The 19,164-nt window shown below is 74.9% G+C and carries 10 protein-coding genes and 1 pseudogene; 5 read left to right on the top strand and 6 right to left on the bottom strand.

The annotated features are described in order from the left end of the window. Positions 1 to 172: 172 nt before the first annotated feature. Together QYM41_RS05815 and QYM41_RS05810 are read left to right on the top strand one after the other, a co-directional pair. Positions 173 to 1,120, top strand: a pseudogene (locus QYM41_RS05815) (TerC family protein); the annotation flags it as partial. Positions 1,121 to 1,589: 469 nt separating this feature from the next. After that, the gene (locus tag QYM41_RS05810; protein WP_368798804.1) at positions 1,590 to 2,918 is read left to right on the top strand and encodes a TerC family protein; all 1,329 of its coding nucleotides are present in this window, start codon (positions 1,590 to 1,592) and stop codon (positions 2,916 to 2,918) included. Between the two features lie 123 nt (positions 2,919 to 3,041). Here the strand turns inward: QYM41_RS05810 and QYM41_RS05805 are convergent, their stop codons facing one another. Then, the gene (locus QYM41_RS05805; RefSeq protein WP_368798803.1) at positions 3,042 to 5,654 is read right to left on the bottom strand and encodes a DEAD/DEAH box helicase; all 2,613 of its coding nucleotides are present in this window, start codon (positions 5,652 to 5,654) and stop codon (positions 3,042 to 3,044) included. Positions 5,655 to 5,814: 160 nt separating this feature from the next. Between QYM41_RS05805 and QYM41_RS05800 the strand changes: the two genes are divergently transcribed. Then, positions 5,815 to 7,551 carry a formate--tetrahydrofolate ligase gene (locus QYM41_RS05800; protein ID WP_368798802.1) on the top strand — a complete coding sequence of 579 codons (1,737 nt, stop codon included), beginning with the start codon at positions 5,815 to 5,817 and terminating at the stop codon, positions 7,549 to 7,551. Positions 7,552 to 7,579: 28 nt separating this feature from the next. On the opposite strand, the gene QYM41_RS05795 is transcribed toward QYM41_RS05800, so the two are convergent. From QYM41_RS05795 to QYM41_RS05775, 5 genes are all read right to left on the bottom strand, one after another. After that, complete coding sequence (locus QYM41_RS05795; protein ID WP_368798801.1) at positions 7,580 to 11,119, bottom strand: DUF3376 domain-containing protein; 3,540 nt, start codon at positions 11,117 to 11,119, stop codon at positions 7,580 to 7,582. 190 nt (positions 11,120 to 11,309) lie between these two features. Then, on the bottom strand, positions 11,310 to 12,608 hold the full coding sequence (locus tag QYM41_RS05790) for a nucleotide disphospho-sugar-binding domain-containing protein (RefSeq protein WP_368798800.1): 1,299 nt from the start codon (positions 12,606 to 12,608) through the stop codon (positions 11,310 to 11,312). Next, entirely contained in the window at positions 12,605 to 14,800 is a 2,196-nt protein-coding gene (locus tag QYM41_RS05785) for a glycosyltransferase (protein WP_368798799.1), read from the bottom strand. The genes QYM41_RS05790 and QYM41_RS05785 overlap by 4 nt, the downstream gene beginning before the upstream one ends. 51 nt (positions 14,801 to 14,851) lie before the next feature. Continuing rightward, positions 14,852 to 15,832, bottom strand: a complete 981-nt coding sequence (locus QYM41_RS05780) for a bile acid:sodium symporter family protein (RefSeq protein WP_368798798.1) — start codon at positions 15,830 to 15,832, stop codon at positions 14,852 to 14,854. Continuing rightward, entirely contained in the window at positions 15,826 to 16,485 is a 660-nt protein-coding gene (locus QYM41_RS05775; RefSeq protein ID WP_368798797.1) for an MBL fold metallo-hydrolase, read from the bottom strand. The genes QYM41_RS05780 and QYM41_RS05775 overlap by 7 nt, the downstream gene beginning before the upstream one ends. Before the next feature lie 309 nt (positions 16,486 to 16,794). Here QYM41_RS05775 and QYM41_RS05770 point away from each other — a divergent pair, with 309 nt between their 5' ends. Continuing rightward, the gene (locus QYM41_RS05770) at positions 16,795 to 17,346 is read left to right on the top strand and encodes a MarR family winged helix-turn-helix transcriptional regulator (protein ID WP_368798796.1); all 552 of its coding nucleotides are present in this window, start codon (positions 16,795 to 16,797) and stop codon (positions 17,344 to 17,346) included. Further along, positions 17,343 to 19,145 (top strand): MDR family MFS transporter, encoded by a 1,803-nt coding sequence (locus QYM41_RS05765; RefSeq protein ID WP_368798795.1) that lies wholly within the window; start codon positions 17,343 to 17,345, stop codon positions 19,143 to 19,145. The genes QYM41_RS05770 and QYM41_RS05765 overlap by 4 nt, the downstream gene beginning before the upstream one ends. Positions 19,146 to 19,164: the final 19 nt, after the last annotated feature.

The raw sequence follows: 19,164 nt of genomic DNA, 5'->3' as shown, positions 1-19,164 counted from the left end.
AGAGACTTGCGGCTCATCGTGATGCCCCGGTCCGCCCCGCTCCTCGGACGACGCCGGCCCGCGGGCTCACCCGTTTCCCAGCGAAAGAACTCGCGTGCACACACAACTACCCGCGTGGTTCGAGATCGGCTCCTTCGTCGTCCTCGGCTGCATCCTCCTCTTCGACCTGATCATGGTCGCCAAGCGCCCGCACGAGCCCTCCATGAAGGAGGCCGGCACCTGGGTGGGCATCTACGTGGCCCTCGCCCTCGTGTTCGCGGGCCTGATGTTCGTCTTCGCCGGCGCCGAGCAGGGCACCCAGTTCGTGGCGGGCTGGATCACCGAGTACAGCCTCAGCATCGACAACCTGTTCGTGTTCATCGTGATCATGGCCCGCTTCTCCGTGCCCCGGAAGTACCAGCAGGAGGTGCTGATGGTGGGCATCATCATCGCGCTGGTCCTGCGCGGGATCTTCATCCTGCTGGGCGCCACGATCATCGCGAACTTCTCCTGGGTCTTCTACCTGTTCGGCGTCTTCCTGCTCTGGACCGCCTGGCAGCAGGCCAAGGACGACGGCGAGGACGAGGCGGAGGAGAACGGTCTCATCCGCCGCCTGCGCACCGTGGTGCCCATGACCGAGCACTACGACGGCAACAGGCTGCGCACCACGGTGGCCGGCAAGCGCGTGTTCACCCCGATGCTCGTGGTGTTCATCACCATCGGCGTGACCGACCTGATGTTCGCCTTCGACTCGATCCCGGCGATCTTCGGGCTCACCCAGAGCCCGTTCATCGTCTTCACCGCCAACATCTTCGCCCTCATGGGCCTGCGCCAGCTCTACTTCCTGCTCGGCGGGCTCATGGAGCGGCTCATCTACCTCAAGCACGGCCTGTCGCTGATCCTGGCGTTCATCGGCGTCAAGCTCATCCTGCACGCCATGCACGAGAACGAGGTGCCGTTCATCAACGGCGGCGAGCACATCGGCTGGGCCCCGGAGATCCCCACGTTCGTGTCCCTGGGCGTGATCGTGGCCATCATCGCGGTCGCCACGGTCGCCTCGATGCTCAGCCCCAAGGGGCGCTCCGCGCACGCCGCGGCCGAGCTCCACCGGGCCATCGAGACCTACCGCAGTCCCGGGGAGGACACGAGCACGGGCGAGCTGCGGGCCGTCCAGGCGGACCTCGTCCTGAAGTACCACGCCGCCGTGGCGGCATCCGAACGGTCCTCGGTGGCGCTGCCGGACCTCTCCGAGCGCACCGGGAAGTCCGTCGAGGAGCACCGGACCGAGAGCGGGACCCCGTCGTCGGGCACCCCCGGGCAGACCGGGCGCTGAGCCGACCCGACGTCACCGGCCCTGGGGCCGGTCGAGCGCGCGCAGGGCCCGCCCCGCCGACCGGCGGGACGGGCCCTGCGCGCAGGTCCCGGCGGACGGCTGTATAGACTGGGCGGAAGCCTAGGGGAGTATCCCTCAGCGCTGTGGACGTCAGCACGTCGGGTGCCTCATCCCGGCCGGACGCAGCGGTCGAGCCCTGCACGACGGACCGGAACGGTCCCGCAGGAACGGCGGAGAGACTTACGGCTGTCCCGTACTCGACCCCGAAAGCAGAACCATGGAAGTCTCACTCACCGTCTGGATCGTCACGGTCGCGGCCATCGTCGGCCTGCTCCTGTTCGACTACGTGTTCCACGTGCGCAAGGCGCACGAGCCCCAGCTGAAGGAAGCGGCCATCTGGTCGGCGATCTACGTGGGCATCGCCCTCGTGTTCGGCCTGTACGTGCTCCTCGAGTGGGGTGGCCGGTACGCCGGCGAGTACTACGCCGGGTACATCACGGAGAAGGCGCTGTCGGTCGACAACCTCTTCGTGTTCCTGATCATCATGGCCTCCTTCAAGGTCCCGCGCGCGGACCAGCAGAAGGTCCTGCTGTTCGGGATCACGTTCGCCCTGATCGCCCGCACCGCCCTGATCTTCGTGGGCGCCGGCCTCATCAACCAGTTCGCGTGGGTCTTCTACCTGTTCGGCCTGATCCTGCTGCTCACGGCCGGCTCCCTCATCAAGGGCGAGCTCTCGGACTCCGCCCACGACGAGGCGGACAACTTCATCATCCGCCTGGCCAAGCGCTTCATGCACACCTCGGACGAGTACGACGGCGACAAGCTGTTCACGGTCGAGAACGGCAAGAAGGTCATGACGCCGATGCTGCTCGTGATGGTGGCCATCGGCGGCACGGACGTGCTCTTCGCCCTGGACTCGATCCCGGCGATCTTCGGCCTCACCCAGCAGACGTACCTGGTGTTCACCGCCGTGGCGTTCTCGCTGATGGGCCTGCGCCAGCTGTACTTCCTCATCGACGGGCTCCTGGACCGGCTCATCTACCTCTCCTGGGGCCTCGCGGTCATCCTCGGCTTCATCGGCATCAAGCTGATCCTGCACGCGCTGCACGAGAACAACCTCGGCTTCATCAACAACGGCGAGCACGTGGAGGTCGTCGAGGTCGGCATCGGCCTCTCCCTGACCGTGATCGTGGGCGTCCTGGTCATCACCGTCCTGGCCTCCCTCTACAGCCCCAAGGGCCGGGCCCTGCGCGTCCTCAACGGGCTGCAGACCGTCGCCGAGAAGTACGTGACCCTGCCCCAGGACGCCCCCGCCGAGGAGCGCCGGAAGCTCGCCGAGAAGGCCGCCAAGTACCAGCGGCAGATGCCGAAGATCTCCGACGAGCACCGGGAGGAGCTGCTCGAGTCGGAGAAGCACTTCCACGAGCTGCTGGACCGTGCCCGCGGCAAGCACCGCGAGTTCGAGCGCACCGGGGTGGGTCCCGAGCCGGACGCCGTGCCGGAGCCGGAGGCCGAGGCGCTCTCCGGTGCCCGCTCCGAGACCCAGGACACCACCGGGACCACCACCCCGGACGATCCCCGCGGCAGCGGCAGCTCCGCCGTCTGAGCGTCCGCCCGCGGTGCCCCGCGCACCGTGCGCAGGAGCCCCCGGCGCGCACCGAGCAGGTGCGCACCGGGGGCTCCGTCGTCGTTCCGGGGCGTCCCGGGGAGGCGCCGGGGCGGACCCGGCTCAGCGACCCGTCTCGGTGACCGGCCCCACGTTGTCCACGACCACGGCGGGGAAGCCGTCCTCGTCCGAGGCCCGCAGGTCGATGCGGGCGTTGATGCCCCAGTCGTGGTGGCCGTCCGGGTCGTCGAAGACCTGCACCACGGTCCAGTACCCGGGCAGGCCCTGGGGCTGCTCGTCGATCCGGATCAGTCCCGGGCCCCTGGACTGGGGATCGGTGTAGATGTCCTCGTGCTCGGCGAAGTAGGCGTCCATGGCGTCCGCCCACCGGTCCCGGTCCCAGCCGTGCTCCCCGTCCAGGGCGCCCAGGACCTTGTCCTTCTCGTCCGCGAAGAGCTCCACGCGCTGGAAGAGGGCGTTGCGGACCATCACCCGGAACGCCCGGAGGTTGGACGTGATCGCGGGCGGCTGCTCGTCGATGAGCTCCTCGAGGGAGTCCGCGGAGGTGCCCATGGGCGACTCCTCGCCGGCGGCCAGCTTCTCCCACTCGTCGAGCAGCGAGTTGTCGGTCTGCCGGATGAGCTCCCCCAGCCACTCGACGAGGTCCTCGAGGTCCTCCCGCAGCAGGTCCAGCGGCACGGTCTGGCGCAGCGCCTTGTAGGCGTCGGAGAGGTAGCGCAGCAGGATCCCCTCGGACCGGGCCAGCCCGTAGAACTGCACGTAGTCGCCGAACGTCATGGCGCGCTCGTACATGTCCCGCACCACGGACTTCGGGGTCAGCTCGAACTGCGCCACCCACGGGGCGCCGGTGCGGTAGGTCTCGAACGCCTGGGTGAGCAGCTCCTCGAGCGGCTTGGGGTAGCTGACGTCCTCGAGCTCCTTCATCCGCTCGTCGTAGTCGAGGCCCTCGGCCTTCATCGACGCCACGGCCTCCCCGCGGGCCTTCTTCTCCTGCATGTTCAGCACCTGGCGGGGCTTCTCCAGGGTCGCCTCGATGACCGAGACCACGTCCAGGGCGTAGCCCGGGTCCTCGCGGTCGAGCAGGGTCAGCGCGGCGAGGGCGAACGGGGACAGCGGCTGGTTGAGCGCGAAGTTCTCCTGCAGCTCCACGGTCAGCCGCCAGGTGCGGCCCTCCTCGTCCGGGGCGGCCAGCCGCTCCACCACACCGGCGGCGCGCAGCTCCTTGAGGATGCCGATGGCCTGCCGCAGCAGGGCGCGCTGGCGCTGGCGCGTCTCGTGGTTGTGGGTCAGCAGGTGCCACGCCGCCTGCACCGGGTCCCCGGGGCGCTGCAGCAGGTTGAGCAGCATCGAGTGCGTCACCGTGAAGGACGAGGTCAGCGGTTCCGGCTCGGAGGCCACCAGGGTCTCGAAGGTGGGCTTGCCCCAGGACACGAAGCCCTGCGGCGGCTTCTTGCGCACCACCTGCCGCAGCTTCTTCTGGTCGTCGCCGAACTTGGCGTGGGCCTTCTTCATGGCCTTGTTGTTCTCGATGACGTGCTCCGGGGCCTGGACCACCACGGTGCCCGCGGTGTCGTAGCCGGCCCGCCCCGCCCGGCCCGCGATCTGGTGGAACTCGCGGGCGTTGAGCCGGCGGGTGCGCTCGCCGTCGAACTTGGACAGCGCCGTGATGACCACCGTGCGGATGGGCACGTTGATCCCCACCCCCAGGGTGTCGGTGCCGCAGATGACCTTGAGCAGCCCGGTCTGGGCGAGCTGCTCCACGAGCCGGCGGTACTTGGGCAGCATCCCGGCGTGGTGGACCCCGATCCCGTGCCGGACCAGCCGGTTGAGGGTCTTGCCGAAGCCGGCGGAGAAGCGGAACCCGGCGATGAGCTCGCCGATGCGCTCCTTCTCCTCCTTGGTCAGCACGTTCACGGACATCAGGTTCTGCGCCTGGTCCATGGCCTGCAGCTGGGAGAAGTGCACCACGTAGACCGGGGCCTGGTTGGTGCTCAGCAGCTCCTCGAGGGCCTCGTGGATGGGGTCCTCGGACCAGTAGTGGTGCAGCGGGATGGGCCGCTCCGCGGAGGACACGGTGGTGGTCGGGCGCCCGGTGAGCTCGGTGATGCCCTCCTCGAAGCGGGAGACGTCCCCGAGCGTGGCGCTCATGAGCAGGAACTGGGCCTGCGGCAGCTGCAGCAGCGGCACCTGCCACGCCCAGCCGCGCTGGGGGTCGGAGTAGAAGTGGAACTCGTCCATCACCACGGGCCCCACGTCCGCGTCCGCCCCCTCGCGCAGGGCGACGTTCGCGAGGATCTCGGCGGTGCAGCAGACGATGGGCGCCTCCGCGTTGACCGCGGAGTCGCCCGTGACCATGCCGACGTTCTCGGCGCCGAAGATCTCCACGAGCGAGAAGAACTTCTCCGACACCAGCGCCTTGATGGGGGCGGTGTAGTAGGAGCGCTGCCCGGCGGCCAGCCCCGCGAAGTGCGCCGCGACCGCCACGGTGGACTTCCCCGACCCGGTGGGGGTCGCCAGGATCACGTTGGACCCGCTCGCGAACTCGAGCACGGCCTCGTCCTGGGCGGGGTAGAGTTCCATGTCCCGGGACGCGATCCAGCCGAGGAACCCCTCGTAGACCTCGTCCCCGGACAGGGCGTTGGTGGCGAAGTCGCCGCGGTAGTACGGGTGGCCCGGGGTGCCGAGCTCGGGGGAGAGGGCTTCGAGGAGTTTCATCGTCCTCCACTGTATCGGGAGCCCGCCCCGGGGCCTCGGCCCGCCCCGGGGCGTGGGGCCGCCGCCACCGTCCTGTCCCGGGCCGTGGCCGGCGGCCACTGTCCCGGGGGGGCGCGGCGGGGGCTCGCCGGGAGCACTCGCGATCGAGCAGACTGGGCCCATGACGCCCGGCCCCGCCCCGCTGCCCTCGGACCTGGAGATCGCCCAGGCCGCCGAACCCCGTCCCGTCGCCGAGATCGCGGCTGCCGCCGGCATCGCCGCGGACCGCCTGGAGCCCTACGGGCGGTTCGTGGCGAAGGTGGACCCGCGACCGGACGAGGTGTCCACCCCGGAGCAGGCCACGGCCCGCAAGCAGCTCCGGGGCGTCCGGTACGTGGTGGTCACGGCGCTGACCCCCACCCCGCTGGGCGAGGGCAAGACGGCCACGGCCGTGGGCCTGGCCCAGGGGATGGCGGCCACCGGGCGGTCCGCGGCCCTGACGCTGCGCCAGCCCTCCATGGGCCCCACGTTCGGCATCAAGGGCGGGGCGGCGGGCGCGGGCTACGCGCAGCTGCTGCCGATGGACAAGCTCAACCTGCACCTGACGGGGGACTTCCATGCGGTGACCGCCGCGCACAACCTGCTGGCGGCGATGATCGACAACCATCTCCACCACGGCAACGCCCTGGGCCTGGACGTCCGCTCCATCACCTGGCGGCGGGTCCTCGACGTCAACGACCGGTCCCTGCGCTCCGTGGTGGTGGGTCTCGGGGACCACCAGGACGGCGTGCCCCGCCAGACGGGCTTCGACATCACGGCCGCGTCCGAGGTGATGGTGATCCTCTCGCTCGCCACGTCCTTCGCCGACCTCCGCCGCCGGCTGGGCCGGATCGTGGTGGGGTACTCGCACGACGGCGAGCCGGTCACCGCCGAGGACCTCAAGGCCGCCGGGTCGATGGCGGTGCTGCTGCAGGACGCGTTCCAGCCGAACCTGTTGCAGACCCTGGAGGCGACCCCGGCGCTGGTCCACGCCGGGCCCTTCGGCAACATCGCCACCGGCAACTCCTCCGTGGTCGCCGACTACGTGGCCATGGCCCACGCCGACTACGTGATCACCGAGGCCGGCTTCGGCGCGGACATGGGCCTGGAGCGCCTGGTCAACGTCAAGGCCAGGGTCTCCGGGCTCACCCCGGACGCGGCCGTGCTCGTGACCACGGTGCGGGCGCTGAAGACCCACTCGGGGCGCTACACCGTGCGCCCGGGCAAGGCGCTGCCCGCCGAGATGCTCCAGGAGAACCCCGACGACGTCGAGGCCGGGGCCGTCAACCTGCTCCACCACCTGGCCATCGCGCGGTCCTTCGGGGTCTCGCCGGTGGTGGCGATCAACGCCTTCCCCGGCGACCACCCCTCGGAGCACGCGGCGATCCGCCGGATCGCGCGCGCGGCCGGGGCGGAGGTCGCGGTGTGCACGGCGGTCTCCGAGGGCGGCGCCGGGGCCGCCGAGCTGGCCGACGCCGTGGCGGCCGCGTGCGAGCACCCGGCCGGCTACACCCCGACCTACGGGCTCACCGAGTCGCTCGAGGACAAGCTCACCGCGGTCGCCACCCGGGTCTACGGCGCGGACGGGCTCGAGATCACCCCGGCCGCGGAGCGCCAGCTGGCCCGCTACGAGGAGCTCGGCTTCGGGGGGCTGCCGGTGGTGGTCGCCAAGACCCACCTGTCCACCACCGCGGACCCGGCCCTCAAGGGCGCGCCCACCGGGTGGTCCCTGCCGGTCCGGGAGCTGCGGGCCGCCGTGGGCGCCGGCTACCTGTACGCGATCTGCGGGACGACGCGCACCATGCCGGGTCTGGGCACGTCCCCGGCGGCCGAGCGGATCGGGATCGACGACGACGGGCGCATCACCGGCCTCTTCTGACTCCCGGCCGGCGCCCGCCGCGTCCGGCTCACCGGCGGGGCTGCAGCTGCTCGCCGGCCCCGAACCGCCGCAGCACCGGCTCGCCGGGCGCCCACCACAGCACGGCCGCCCAGCCGAGCACGGCCCCGGCCACGGCCGGCAGATCGGCCCGGAGGGGCCCGGGCCCGCCCGACCAGGACCACAGGAGCCAGGCCGCGCCGCCCGCGAGGACCGCCGCGGCCACCGCGACCCCGAGAGCGGGCAGGGTCCGCACCCACCCCGCCAGGAGCAGGGCGCCGGTCACCAGCAGCGCCAGGCCGAGCGCGGCGGCCCGGGGGCCCGCGCCGTCCGGGACGCGGTCCGGGAGCCCGGTCAGGGCGGCACCCGCCCACACCGCCACCGCCGCGAGCACCACGAGGCACGCCCGACCGACCTCGTCCACGCCCCCGGGGAGCGGCGCCCGCACCGCCAGCAACGCCGCGAGGCGCTCCAGGAGGAGGACGGCGAGCACGAGCAGCACGGCCGCGGCGGCACGGCCGGACGGCACGGCCGCCCACAGCGGCAGCAGCAGGGACAGCGACGCCGCACCGGCCAGGCCGGCCCGCCGCAGCGCGGCTCGCCCCGAGGCGGTCGCGTCCGCCGCGGTCACCGGCGCCGCGGTCACCGGCGGTGCGGTCCCGGCCGCTGCCGGGGTCCGGGGACGCGGCGGCGGCCGGTCCGCGGCGGCGTCCCGGACGGCCGCCCACCGCCGGAGGGCGCGCCGGCGCGTCCGGAGCAGGGAGGACACCAGCGCGACGGAACCGGCCGCGAGCAGCAGGGCCCCGGGCCACGGGAGGTCCGGGCCGTCCCCCGCGCCGGGGCCGGTGGCCGCCCACAGTCCGGCCGTCAGCGCGGCGCCGACCAGGGCGGCCCGCACGGGGACCACCACTGCGGGCAGCAGCACCAGCACGGGCTGCAGCGCCAGCAGCACCACCTCCCACGCGGGACGGGGGAGGTCCGGGGTGCCGGCCAGGGCGCGGCCCAGCACGCGCACCCCTCGGGAGGCCAGGGACAGGCGGTGGCCGGGAGCGAGCCGGTCCAGCCCGTCGGCGCTCGCGCCGACCGCCGCCCGGCCCCGCGCGGCGGAGCCCTGCCCGGCGTCCCGCAGCAGACTGTCCTGCAGGGCGGCCACCGCGGGGTCGCCCGCCCCCGCGCTCCCGGTGCCGGACGCCCCGGGAGCCGGGGCCGCGCCCGGGGCCGGCAGCCCACGCAGGAACCCGGCGACACCGGCCGCCGCGTCGAGACGGCCCCACCACCAGTCGTGGGCGCGCCACGGCGCGGCCAGGAACCCCCGGAAGTTCAGCAGCCCCGCACCGGCCAGCTTGGCCCCGGCCGGCACCCGGTGCTCACCGCCCCCGAGCAGCAGCGCGAGCTCCCGCCCGCCGGCACCCTGCGCGTCGAGGGCCTGCTGGAGCCGGTCGCGCACGAGCGCGTCCCGCAGCGCGGGGAACGCCTCCGGTCCGGCCGGTGGCTGATCGCCGCGGATCTCCCCGTAGGCCACGGGGGACACGGCGGAGGGGATGCCGGCCGCGGCCAGGAGCGGGGGCAGGTCCGCCGCGCCCAGCTCCGTGTCCGCCGCCGGGATCCTCGACCAGGGGCTCGCCCGCCAGGCCGCCCACCGGGCCGCCCCCGCCGGGTCCTGCGGGTCCGGCGGGCGGTCGAGGACCGGGTGCCGGCTCCGCAGCCCGTCGACCACCTCGTCGAGCTCGGCCCAGGACGCGGCCTCGGGCCGGTGCCCGGGCCCGGCCGCGCCGAGCCAGGGCCCGACCGTTGCAGCGAGGTCCGCCGCGGGATCCGCCGCGGCGGCGAGCACGGCGTGGAAGCGCCGGTCGCGCCCGTGGCGGGCCGTGGTCAGCACCCGGTAGGCGCGCACCCGGGCGCCGGCCACGTCCGGGCCCCGGCCGGGGTCCAGGGGATCGGCGGGTGCCAGCTCCTCGAGGGCCCGCACCCAGGCGAGCACGCAGGACGCGGCGTCGAGCAGCGCCTGGGCGCCCCGCAGCACCGCCGCCGCGGCGGGGTCCTCGAGCGGGCCCCGGGAGAGCCGGTCGTAGCGCCGCAGCAGCTCGGTGCGCAGGGGCTCCAGGTCCCCGGGCGGCCGCGCCCGCAGGGCGTCGCGCCGGATCAGCGTCGAGGTGAGCTGCCACTCCGCGGGACGGGTCAGGAGCCCGGAGAGCAGGTCGGCGTCGGTCCGTGCCCGGCAGCGCAGATAGGCGCGGCGGCGCTCCTCGAGCGCGGTGCGGTCCCAGGACCCGAGCAGGGCCGCGAGCGGGTGCAGGCGGCCGCGGGCCGCGAGCCGGTCGTCCAGGTCGTCGGAGAGCGCCAGCACCTCGTCGTCGTCGGACTCCCGCCGGGGCAGGCGGGCCGCCGTGGCGGCGAGGGTCCCCAGCAGGCGCGGCAGGTCGCGCTCGAACGGAACGCGGCGCTCGCGGCGGGGCGGGTCCGGGTCGAGGTAGAGCAGCCCCCGGTCCGCGTGCCGCAGGGACGTCCGGGTGCGCGCGGCCTCCAGCGCCCGGTCGATGGGGATGTTGTCGAACACCCCGCCGTCCACCACGTGGTAGGGCAGGTCCGCGGGGTCGCGGTGCGCGCCGAACGCGTGGCTCAGGTCGGGGCGGCCCGCGGCCGGTCCCGGTGCCCCCAGCGGACCAGGGACGGGCGCGGACCAGACCGAAGCCGGTTCGAAGGCCCCGGGGAACGAGGCCGTCGCCCGTGCGGCGTAGGCCAGCCGGGACAGCGCCGCCTCGGCCTCCGCGGGCCCGGTGTCCCGGCCCGGGACGGTGTTGTCCAGGGGAGGGCCCGTGGACCCGGGCTCCGGGGTGGCGAAGTGGAAGTCGCCCCGGCCCTCCGCGCTCGCGCTGTAGGGCGAGGGGTCGCTGTCGAGCACCGTGGCGGAGAGCTCGACCGCGACGTGCTCGGCCACCAGGTCCGGGTGGTGCGCCGCGCTGCCCCGCAGCGAGCGCAGCGCCTCCAGCAGCCGCGGCCACAGGTAGTCGTCGCCGCGCAGGAGGGAGTCCACAGGCCTGCGCCCGAGGGGCCGCAGCAGCCGGCCGAGGTCACCGTGCTCCGCCCAGATCCGGGCGAGGGCGTCCAGGTCCGTGCCGGCCCGCTGGGCCACCGCGTGCACCACGCCGTTGAGGCCGCCCGCGCTGGCGCCGGCGAGGAGGTCGAGCTCCACCCGGTCGTAGCCGGCGTCGGCGAGCAGCCGCGCGTACACCGCCGCCCGCTCCACCAGCCGGGGATCGGCCTCCTCCACGGGGTGCAGGAGGACGGCGTGCAGCCGGCCCGCGCCGTCCCGGTGGAGCCGGATCCTGCGCAGCACGTCGAGCTCGGCCACGGCCCCGCCGATCCACACGGCCAGGCTCACGCCGCCGCGCATGGCCAGGGCGAGCCGGAGGGTCCGGCCGAAGGCGGGGGTCCACCCGGCCGTCGCCTCGGCGAGCCGCCGGGACGGCGGCAGGACCGTCAGGCCCGGCCCGCGGAACGGGGCGCCGGCCTCCGTGTCCGATCCGCCCGCCGGGAAGCCGTGGCCCGGCACCGCGCCGGCGGCCGGCACAGGACCCCCGGCCCGTGCGGCACCGTCCGCCGGGTAAGCACGGTCGCCCGGCGCGGACCGGCCGCCCGGCAGGGCATGGTCGCCCGGCGCGGACCGGCCGCCCGGCAGGGCATGGTCACTCGGCGCGGACCGGTCGCCTGGCGCGGACCGGCCGCCCGGGAGGGCACGGTCGCCCGGCGCGGCCGGGGGCTCACCCGACAAGGGCCGCGAACGCCCGCGCCGGGCCGGGCCGGCGGGTGAGGTCGTGCCGGAGGTCCTCGAGCGTCCCCCGCCGCGCGTGGCCCTCGTCCAGCAGTTCGGCCACGGCGTCCCGCACCTCGTCCGCGGTCAGGGCGTTGGGGTCGAGGACCGTCCCGAGACCGGCCGCCTCGAGGGCCGCGGCCCCGGCGAACTGGTCCGTGGACATCGGCAGCAGGAGCAGGGGCACCCCGGCGGTGAGCGCCTCCGTCACGCTGTTGTTCCCGCCGTGGGAGACCGCCACGCTCGCCCGGCGCAGCAGGGTCACCTGCGGCAGCGTGCCCCGGACCAGCCAGGAGTCCGGCAGCGGGCCCAGCTCGGCGGGCCGGGTCGAGCCGGCCGCGAGGGCCACCCGCACGTCCAGGCCCCGGAGGGCCTCGGCCACCCGGGCCAGCACGTCCCCGCGCACGGACAGGAAGCTGCCCAGGCTGATGTACACCACCGGGCGGTCGGAGCCGGCCAGCCACGCGGCCACCTCGGGGTCCTCGGCCTCCTCCCGGACGGCGGACCCGAGGAACGTGTGCTCGGGCAGGGCCCGGGTGCGGTGCTCGTCGTGCAGCTCGCCCGGGTAGTTGAGCAGCAGCTCGTCGCCGGTCTCGGCGAACGCGTCGGCGCTCGCCGGGGTCCCCGGGGCGATCTGCTGCAGGGCGTCGTTCCACTGCTGCGTGAACTCGTCGCGCACGGACGAGCACAGCCGGTGCAGCGCCTCGAGCTCGGCGGGGGACGGGCGCAGCCGGCCGGGCCAGGCGGGCGGGTGCCCGTACACCTCGTCGGCCACCGTCAGCGCCGAGGGGTGGCCGAGCACCACGTCCGCGTGCCGGACGCCGGAGCCGGTCAGCGCCAGGCGGGCGGCGAAGGCCAGGTGGTCCACGATCACCTGGTCGGGCCGGACGCGGTCCACCACGCCCTGGACCCGCCGGGCCGTGCCGAGCGGGTCCCAGAGCAGGTCGTCGCGCCGGGCCCGCGCCTGGAAGGACAGGGTCTCGGCGGGGCCGCGGCGGGTCGCCGCGAAGAACCCGCGCAGCGCCTCGTCCTCCCCGGGCGGCTGCTCCTCCGCCCGGATGACCCCGGGGTTGGACCCGCGGCCCAGCGGCAGCAGCTCCACGTCGAAGCCGAAGTCCCGGGCGATGGCGGCGGTCGCGGGGCCGGTGGCCACGACCACCCGCTCACCGGCGTCGCGCCACGCGGTGGCCAGGGTGGCGAGGGGGAACAGGTGGGACGCGTAGTCCGGGCTGATCACGAGCAGGGTCACGGGGTGGGGCTCCTGTCGGCCGCGCGTGCCGCGGCCCGGTCGTAGACGGCGGTGAGGGCGGTGGCCATCACCTCGATGCTGAAGCGTTCGCGGACCATGGCGCGGGCCGTCCCGGCCGCGCGCTCCGCGTCGGGGCCGGCCGCCAGGTCCAGAGCGCGGCCCACGGCCCGGGCCAGCGCGGCGGGGTCGTGGGTGGCGGTGAGGACGCCGGTCACGCCGTCCGCCACGAAGGTCGCCGGGCCCCCGGCGTCGGGCGCCACGACCGGGAGACCGCCGGCCAGGGCCTCGACGAGCGCCACCCCGAACTCCTCCTTGAGGCTCGCGCAGACGTAGACGCCGGCCGGGGAGGACAGGCCCGGCCGGCCGCGGAGCACGGCGGCGAGCCAGACGGCCACGGTGCCGTGGGGCCGGTGGCCGGCCAGCAGCAGGCCGGCGCCCGCGGCCCCGGCGCGGGGGAGCACGGCGTCGATGCGGCCGAGCTGCTCGCGTTCGTCCACGGAGGGGGAGACGAGGTCCCCGCCCACCACCAGGAGATTGCACCGGGCGCGCAGCTGCGCGTCACCCGCCCACGCCTCCACGAGCGTGGCGGTGCCCTTGACCCGGTGCAGGCGGCCCACCGTGACCACCAGCGGCAGCCCGCGCCGCGCGGCGGGCAGGGCCGAGAGGACGGCGTCCAGCTCCGCCAGCCGGGGACCGGTGCCGAGCCGGGCCTGCTCGGCGGCACGCTCCACGGCGCCGAGGTCGATGCCCTCGGGGACCACCGTGCACCGCGCGGCGTCGTCCGGGTCCACGCCGAGCAGCTCGCGCGCGTCCGTGGCCAGGTCCGGGCGCGGGAAGAGCACGAGGTGCTCGGCCCCGGCGGCGAGGTCGGCGAGCAGGCGCACCCGGAACCACAGGTGCTCCACGTGGTCGGCGGCGCCGAAGCCGGCGCGGGTCAGCGTGCCGGCCCGTTCCCGCGCGGCGACGAGCGCGTGCGGGTCGGGGGCCATGGTGAGCACCCACGGGATGCCGTGCTCCGCCGCGACCGCGGCGGCGGCCAGCGAGCCGACGTCCGCCATCCGCAGGTGCACCACGTCCACGGGACCCGCCCGGCGCAGCACGCGCCGCAGCCCCCGTTCCGCGGCCACCCGCCGGGGCCAGGCGTCCGCCATGTGCACCGGGGGACCGGCGAAGGGGACGACGTCGAAGACGTGCCCGGGCCCCGCCGGGCCGGGTGGCGCCTCCCGGCACGCGTCGTGCGTGCCGCGCGAGACCGTCACCACGCGCGTCACCCCGCCGCGGGTGCGGCCGGCGCTGAGGGCGTCGCCGAGCTGGGCGAGCAGCGTGGCGATCCCGCCGTTGTCGCCCCGCCCGGAGAAGGTGAGGTCGCGGTCGATCTCCGCGTGCAGGAAGGACTGCAGGACGGTGAGCCCGTCGCGCTCGCGGACCGGACCCGCCCCGGCCGGAGCGAGCAGCTCCGCCAGGGCGAGGCGGGCCACCGCGGCGAGGGGCCCGCCCTCCTGCGTGCAGGCCCGGGCGAGCTCCACGAGGCCGCTCACGGCGTCGGAGCCGGCCGGACACCGGTCCACCAGGGCCTCGAGCGCGGCGCCGCGCACATCCTGGTCCTCCGTGGCATCGGCGGCCAGGGCCCGGAGCAGTGCGGCGGTCCTCTCCCCGGGGACCAGTCCGAGGGTCTCGGCGAGCCTGGTGCGGGGTCCGGGATCGGCGGCGCCGGCGAGCGCGTGCTCGAGGGCGGCGGCCACCGTGCTCGTGGCCGCGGGGGCCCACGCCTGGAGGGTGCGCTGGGCGAGCATGCCGGGGAAGCCGCCGCCGGCGACGAGGCCGGTGAGGGAGGCGACGGCGCCGGGCAGGGGAGCGCGGTCGGCGAGCGCCCAGGCGGTGTGCTCGCGCAGCCACGGCTCGTCGTCCCGGAGGAGCGCGGTGAGCAGGGTCTCCGCCCGGGGACCGGGCACCACGGCCAGCGCGTGGACGGAGGCGATCGCCGTGACGTGGTCGTCGCGCCGGCGGACGCCCTCCACGAGGACGGGGAAGGCCTCTGCGGGCTGCTCCTGGGCCGCCCTCCGCAGGCCGTCCGCCCGGCGGATGCCGTCGAGGACGGTGGGCGCGCACCGGACGGCCTCGAGGGCCTCCCGGGGTGCCGCGCCGGGACGCTCGGCGGTCGTGGCCGGGACGCGGGGCGCGGCGAAGGTCATGGGCTCACGGTAGCCGAGGCCCGCTCCCGCGCACAGCGGCCCCGGCGATTCTCAGGATGCTGGGAGCCGCCGTGCGGTCCGGGCGTCCGCGCGGCGGCAGAGCAGGGCGAAGAGCGCCCCGGAGAGGTTGTGCCAGACCGAGAACACCGCCGCCGGCAGGGCGGCGAGGGGGTTCAGGTACTGGGTGGCGAGCGCGGCGGCCAGCCCGGAGTTCTGCATGCCCACCTCCACGGCGGTGCTGCGCCGCACCGCGACCGGCTGGCGCGTCACCAGGCCCACGAGGTGGCCGAGGGCCAAGCCGAGGACGTTGTGCAGGGCCACGGCCGCGAGCACGAGCAGGCCGGCCTCCACGATCCGGTCCGCGCTGCCGGAGACCACCACGGCCACGATCAGGGCGATGGCCGCGACCGACAGCCACGGCAGGACGGGCAGGGAGCGCTCGACCAGGCGGGGCACCAGCAGGCGCACGGCGAGACCGGCGACGACGGGCAGGAGCACGATCCTGGTGATGGACCAGGCCATGGCCCCGCCGTCCACCGGCAGGTACTGCCCGGCCAGCCACAGCGTGAGCAGGGGAGTGAGCAGCGGGGCGAGCAGCGTGGAGATGGAGGTCATGGCCACGGACAGCGCCACGTCGCCGCGGGCGAGATAGGCGACCACGTTGGAAGCGGTGCCGCCGGGGGCGCAGCCCACCAGGATCACGCCGGCGGCGAGCTCGGGCGGCAGGCGCAGCAGGGCCACCACGAGCAGCGCCACGAGGGGCATGACCACGTACTGGGCCGCCACGCCGAGCAGGACCGGCAGCGGCCGCCGCGCCACCAGCGCGACGTCCACGGGCCGCAGGGTCAGGCCCATGCCGAACATGACCACGCCGAGCAGGGGGTTGATCCACCCGGACAGGCCGTCCACGGTGCCGGGGGCGAGGAACCCCACGAGACCGCCCGCGAGCACGAGGACGGGGAAGATCAGGACGGCGGCGTAGGCGCTCCGGTCGGGCGCGGCGGTCCCGGTCCCGGGACCGGCGCTCACCACCCGCGGGCCCGCCACTCCTCGAGGTGCGGGCGTTCCGCGCCCAGGGTCGTGGGCCGGCCGTGGCCGGGGTGGACCACGGTGTCGTCGTCGAAGCGCTCGAAGATGCGCTCGGTGACGTCGTCGATCAGCTGCCGGAAGTCCTCCGGGCTGTCGGTCTTGCCGACGCCCCCGGGGAACAGGGAGTCGCCGGAGAAGATGTGCGCCGGGCCCTCGGGGTCGCGGTAGACCAGCGCGATCGAGCCCGGGGTGTGCCCGCGCAGGCCGATGACCTCGAGGTCGAAGCCGTCGAACTCGGCCGTGTCGCCGTCCTCGAAGGTCAGGTCCATGGGCACGGCGATGTCGGACTCGTCGTCGCCGCCGCAGGCCGTCATGGCCTCGGAGCGGGAGCGGACCTCCTCGAGGGCGCGGACGTGGTCCCAGTGCGAGTGGGTGGTGATGATGAGCTGGAGGTTGCCGTAGGCGTTGGAGCAGTCGCCGTTGCCGGCGCCCACGAGGCCCGCGATGGCCCGGGCGTCGTCGGCCGCGTCGATGAGGACCTGCGTGCCCTCGTCCTTGGACGTGAGGAGGTAGACGTTGTTGTCCATCTCGCTCACGGAGATCCGGCGAATCGTGACCTCGGCGAGGTCGGTGACCTCCGTCTTCGTTGCGATCATGAGCACGAAGGTACTCCCGTGCACCGGCGCCCGCCAATCCCGGGAACGGGCCGGGACCCCGGGCCGGGGCGCGGGGTCCCGGCCCCCGGGGTCCGCGGGGCCGGGCGGCGGTGTGTCCGACGGCACGGCCGGTGCCGTTGTGCACCGGCCGCCGCTCCGATAAAGTTGCGTGCGGCAACAAATCATCAGGGCATCCGGTGGCACCGTGCCCGCGTCGCAGGCGACGCGGCCCCCGCGCAGGACGACGGGGAGTGCGGACCGGGTGCCCCGTCGTCGTCCCGACCCGTCCCCGACCCCCGAGGAGCCCCGGTGCCCGTCTCCCACGACACCGCCGTGGACCTGGTGCGCGACCTGCTGGAGCTGCAGCGGGTCATGAAGCGCGTCACCAAGACCGACGCCGGTCAGCGCCGGCTCAACCCCACGGCCATCGCCCTGCTGTACTACCTCGACAGCAACGGTCCGCGGCGGGCCACCGTGATGGCCTCCGAGACCGGGCTCGGCCCGTCGGGGCTGAGCCGCCAGCTGGCCGTCCTCGAGGAGGGCGGCCACGTGGAGCGCACCCCCGACCCCGACGACGGGCGCGCCGCGCTCGTGGCCATCACGGAGGAGGGCCGCGAGCAGGTGCGGGCCGTCCTGGAGCAGGACGCCCAGCGGCTCGCCGCACGGCTCGAGGGCTGGGACGAGGACCAGGCCCGCGCGAGCCGCGGGGCCATCAACGAGATCACCACCGTCTTCCTGGACTCCCTGGGCGTGGAGCGCACGACGTCCTGCCGGGACCACCGCGAGCCGGAGCACGCCGACCGAGCGCACGCGAACCGAGAGCACGCAGACCGAGAGCACGAGGAGCCGACCGCACCATGACGTCACCGCAACCGACCACCGCACCGGGCGGGGGCACCGGCGCCTCCCACCAGGAGGTGCTGCGGGCGCTGACCGGGATCCTCTCCGTGTTCTTCATGGCGATGGTCACGCTCACCATCATCGGCACGGCGCTGCCCGTGATCATGGCCGACCTCGGCGGGGACCAGACCTCCCTGTCCTGGACCGTCACCGGCACCCTGCTGGCCAACGCCGCGACCACGCCCGTCTGGGGCAAGCTCGCGGACCTCTTCGACAAGAAGAAGCTGCTCCAGCTGTCCATCGTGATCTTCGTGCTCGGCTCCGCCATGGCCGGGCTGGCCCCCACCGTCGAGTTCCTCGTGCTGGCCCGCGTGGTCCAGGGCGTGGCGATGGGCGGGATCGTGGCCCTGGCCATGACGATCATGGGCACGATCATCCCGCCCCGGGAGCGCGGCCGCTACGCCGGCTACATGGGCGCCGTGATGGCCGTGGCCACGTCCGCCGGCCCGCTGCTCGGCGGGCTCATCGTGGACCTCTTCGGCTGGCGCTGGGTGTTCCTCATCCCGGCCCCCCTGGCGGTCCTGGCGGCGGTGCTCGTCCACCGCACCCTGCAGATCCCGCCGCAGGCGCCCCGGAAGGTGAGCATCGACTGGCTCGGCATCGCGCTGCTGGTCGTCTCCGCCTCCGCGCTGCTGCTGTGGGTCTCCCTGGCCGGGCAGCCGGGCACGTTCGCGTGGGTCTCGCCGACCTCGGCGGCCCTGGCCGCCACCGCGCTCGTGGGCACCGTGCTGTTCGTGCTCGTGGAGCAGCGCGCCGCCGAGCCCGTGCTGCCCATCCGGGTGGTCACCGAGCGCACCACCGCGCTGGCCATCCTCGCGGCCATCGCCACCGGCGGGGCCATGTTCGCCTCGACCACGTACCTGGGCCAGTACTTCCAGCTCGGCCAGGGCTTCAGCCCGACCATGGCGGGAATGCTGATGCTCCCGCAGGTGTTCGGCTCCCTCGTGGGCGCCACGGTCGCCGGGCAGCTGATCACCCGCTACGGGCGGTGGAAGATCGTCCTGGTGGTCGCTGCGGTGCTCATGTCCACCGGCCTGTTCCTCGCCGCGACCCTCACGCACGACACCGCGCTGTGGGCGGTGAGCGTCTTCATCTTCCTCGTGGGCCTGGGCATCGGCGCGCTGAACCAGAACCTGGTCCTGGCCGTGCAGAACACCGTGGGCCTCAAGGACATGGGGGCGGCGTCCTCCTCGGTCGCGTTCTTCCGCACCATGGGCGGGGCCGTGGCGGTCGCCGTCTTCGGCGCCCTCATGAGCGCCCACCTCGCCGGGCAGCTGGCCGCCGGCACCCGGGCCGGCGGCGGGGACCCCGCCGCCGCGGACAGTCCCACCATGGACCTGGAGTCGCTGCCCGCCTCTGTGGAGGGCGTGGTGCGCGAGGCCTACGGCACGGGCACCGGGCTCGTGTTCCTGGTCGCCGCCGTGGCGTCCCTGGTGACGCTGCTCGCGGTGCTCCTCATCAAGGAGGTCCCGCTGCGCCGCACCGTGGACATCGTCGAGGTGGACCCCGAGACGGGCCGGCTCACGGTCGTCACCCGCAGCCTCGACGCCCGGGAGCTCCGGCGCCGGCAGCAGGAGGCCGCGGCCGGCCCGGGCCCGGAGGGGACCGGTCCGCTCACGGACGGCGCCGCGACCGGCCCGCAGAGCTCCCCGCGTGCGCCGGAGGACTCCGTCCGCGCACCGGAGGACTCCGTCCGCGGCGGAGCTGCCCGTGAGCGGGTCCGCGAGGACCTGACCACCGGCCCCGTGGACCGGGTGTGAAGCCGCCCACGGAGCCCGC

It is taken from the genome of Kocuria oxytropis (assembly GCF_040981195.1).
Taxonomy (GTDB): Bacteria; Actinomycetota; Actinomycetes; order Actinomycetales; family Micrococcaceae; genus Kocuria; species Kocuria oxytropis.
The sequence above is the reverse complement of the archived record's forward strand: the minus strand, read 5'-3'. Positions and strand labels throughout refer to the sequence as shown.

Coding starts and splice junctions, on each gene's coding strand:
- QYM41_RS05810 (WP_368798804.1), top strand. CDS start 1,590: ATGGAAGTCTCACTCACCGTCTGGATCGTCACGGTCGCGGCCATCGTC.
- QYM41_RS05805 (WP_368798803.1), bottom strand. CDS start 5,654: ATGAAACTCCTCGAAGCCCTCTCCCCCGAGCTCGGCACCCCGGGCCAC.
- QYM41_RS05800 (WP_368798802.1), top strand. CDS start 5,815: ATGACGCCCGGCCCCGCCCCGCTGCCCTCGGACCTGGAGATCGCCCAG.
- QYM41_RS05785 (WP_368798799.1), bottom strand. CDS start 14,800: ATGACCTTCGCCGCGCCCCGCGTCCCGGCCACGACCGCCGAGCGTCCC.
- QYM41_RS05775 (WP_368798797.1), bottom strand. CDS start 16,485: ATGATCGCAACGAAGACGGAGGTCACCGACCTCGCCGAGGTCACGATT.
- QYM41_RS05765 (WP_368798795.1), top strand. CDS start 17,343: ATGACGTCACCGCAACCGACCACCGCACCGGGCGGGGGCACCGGCGCC.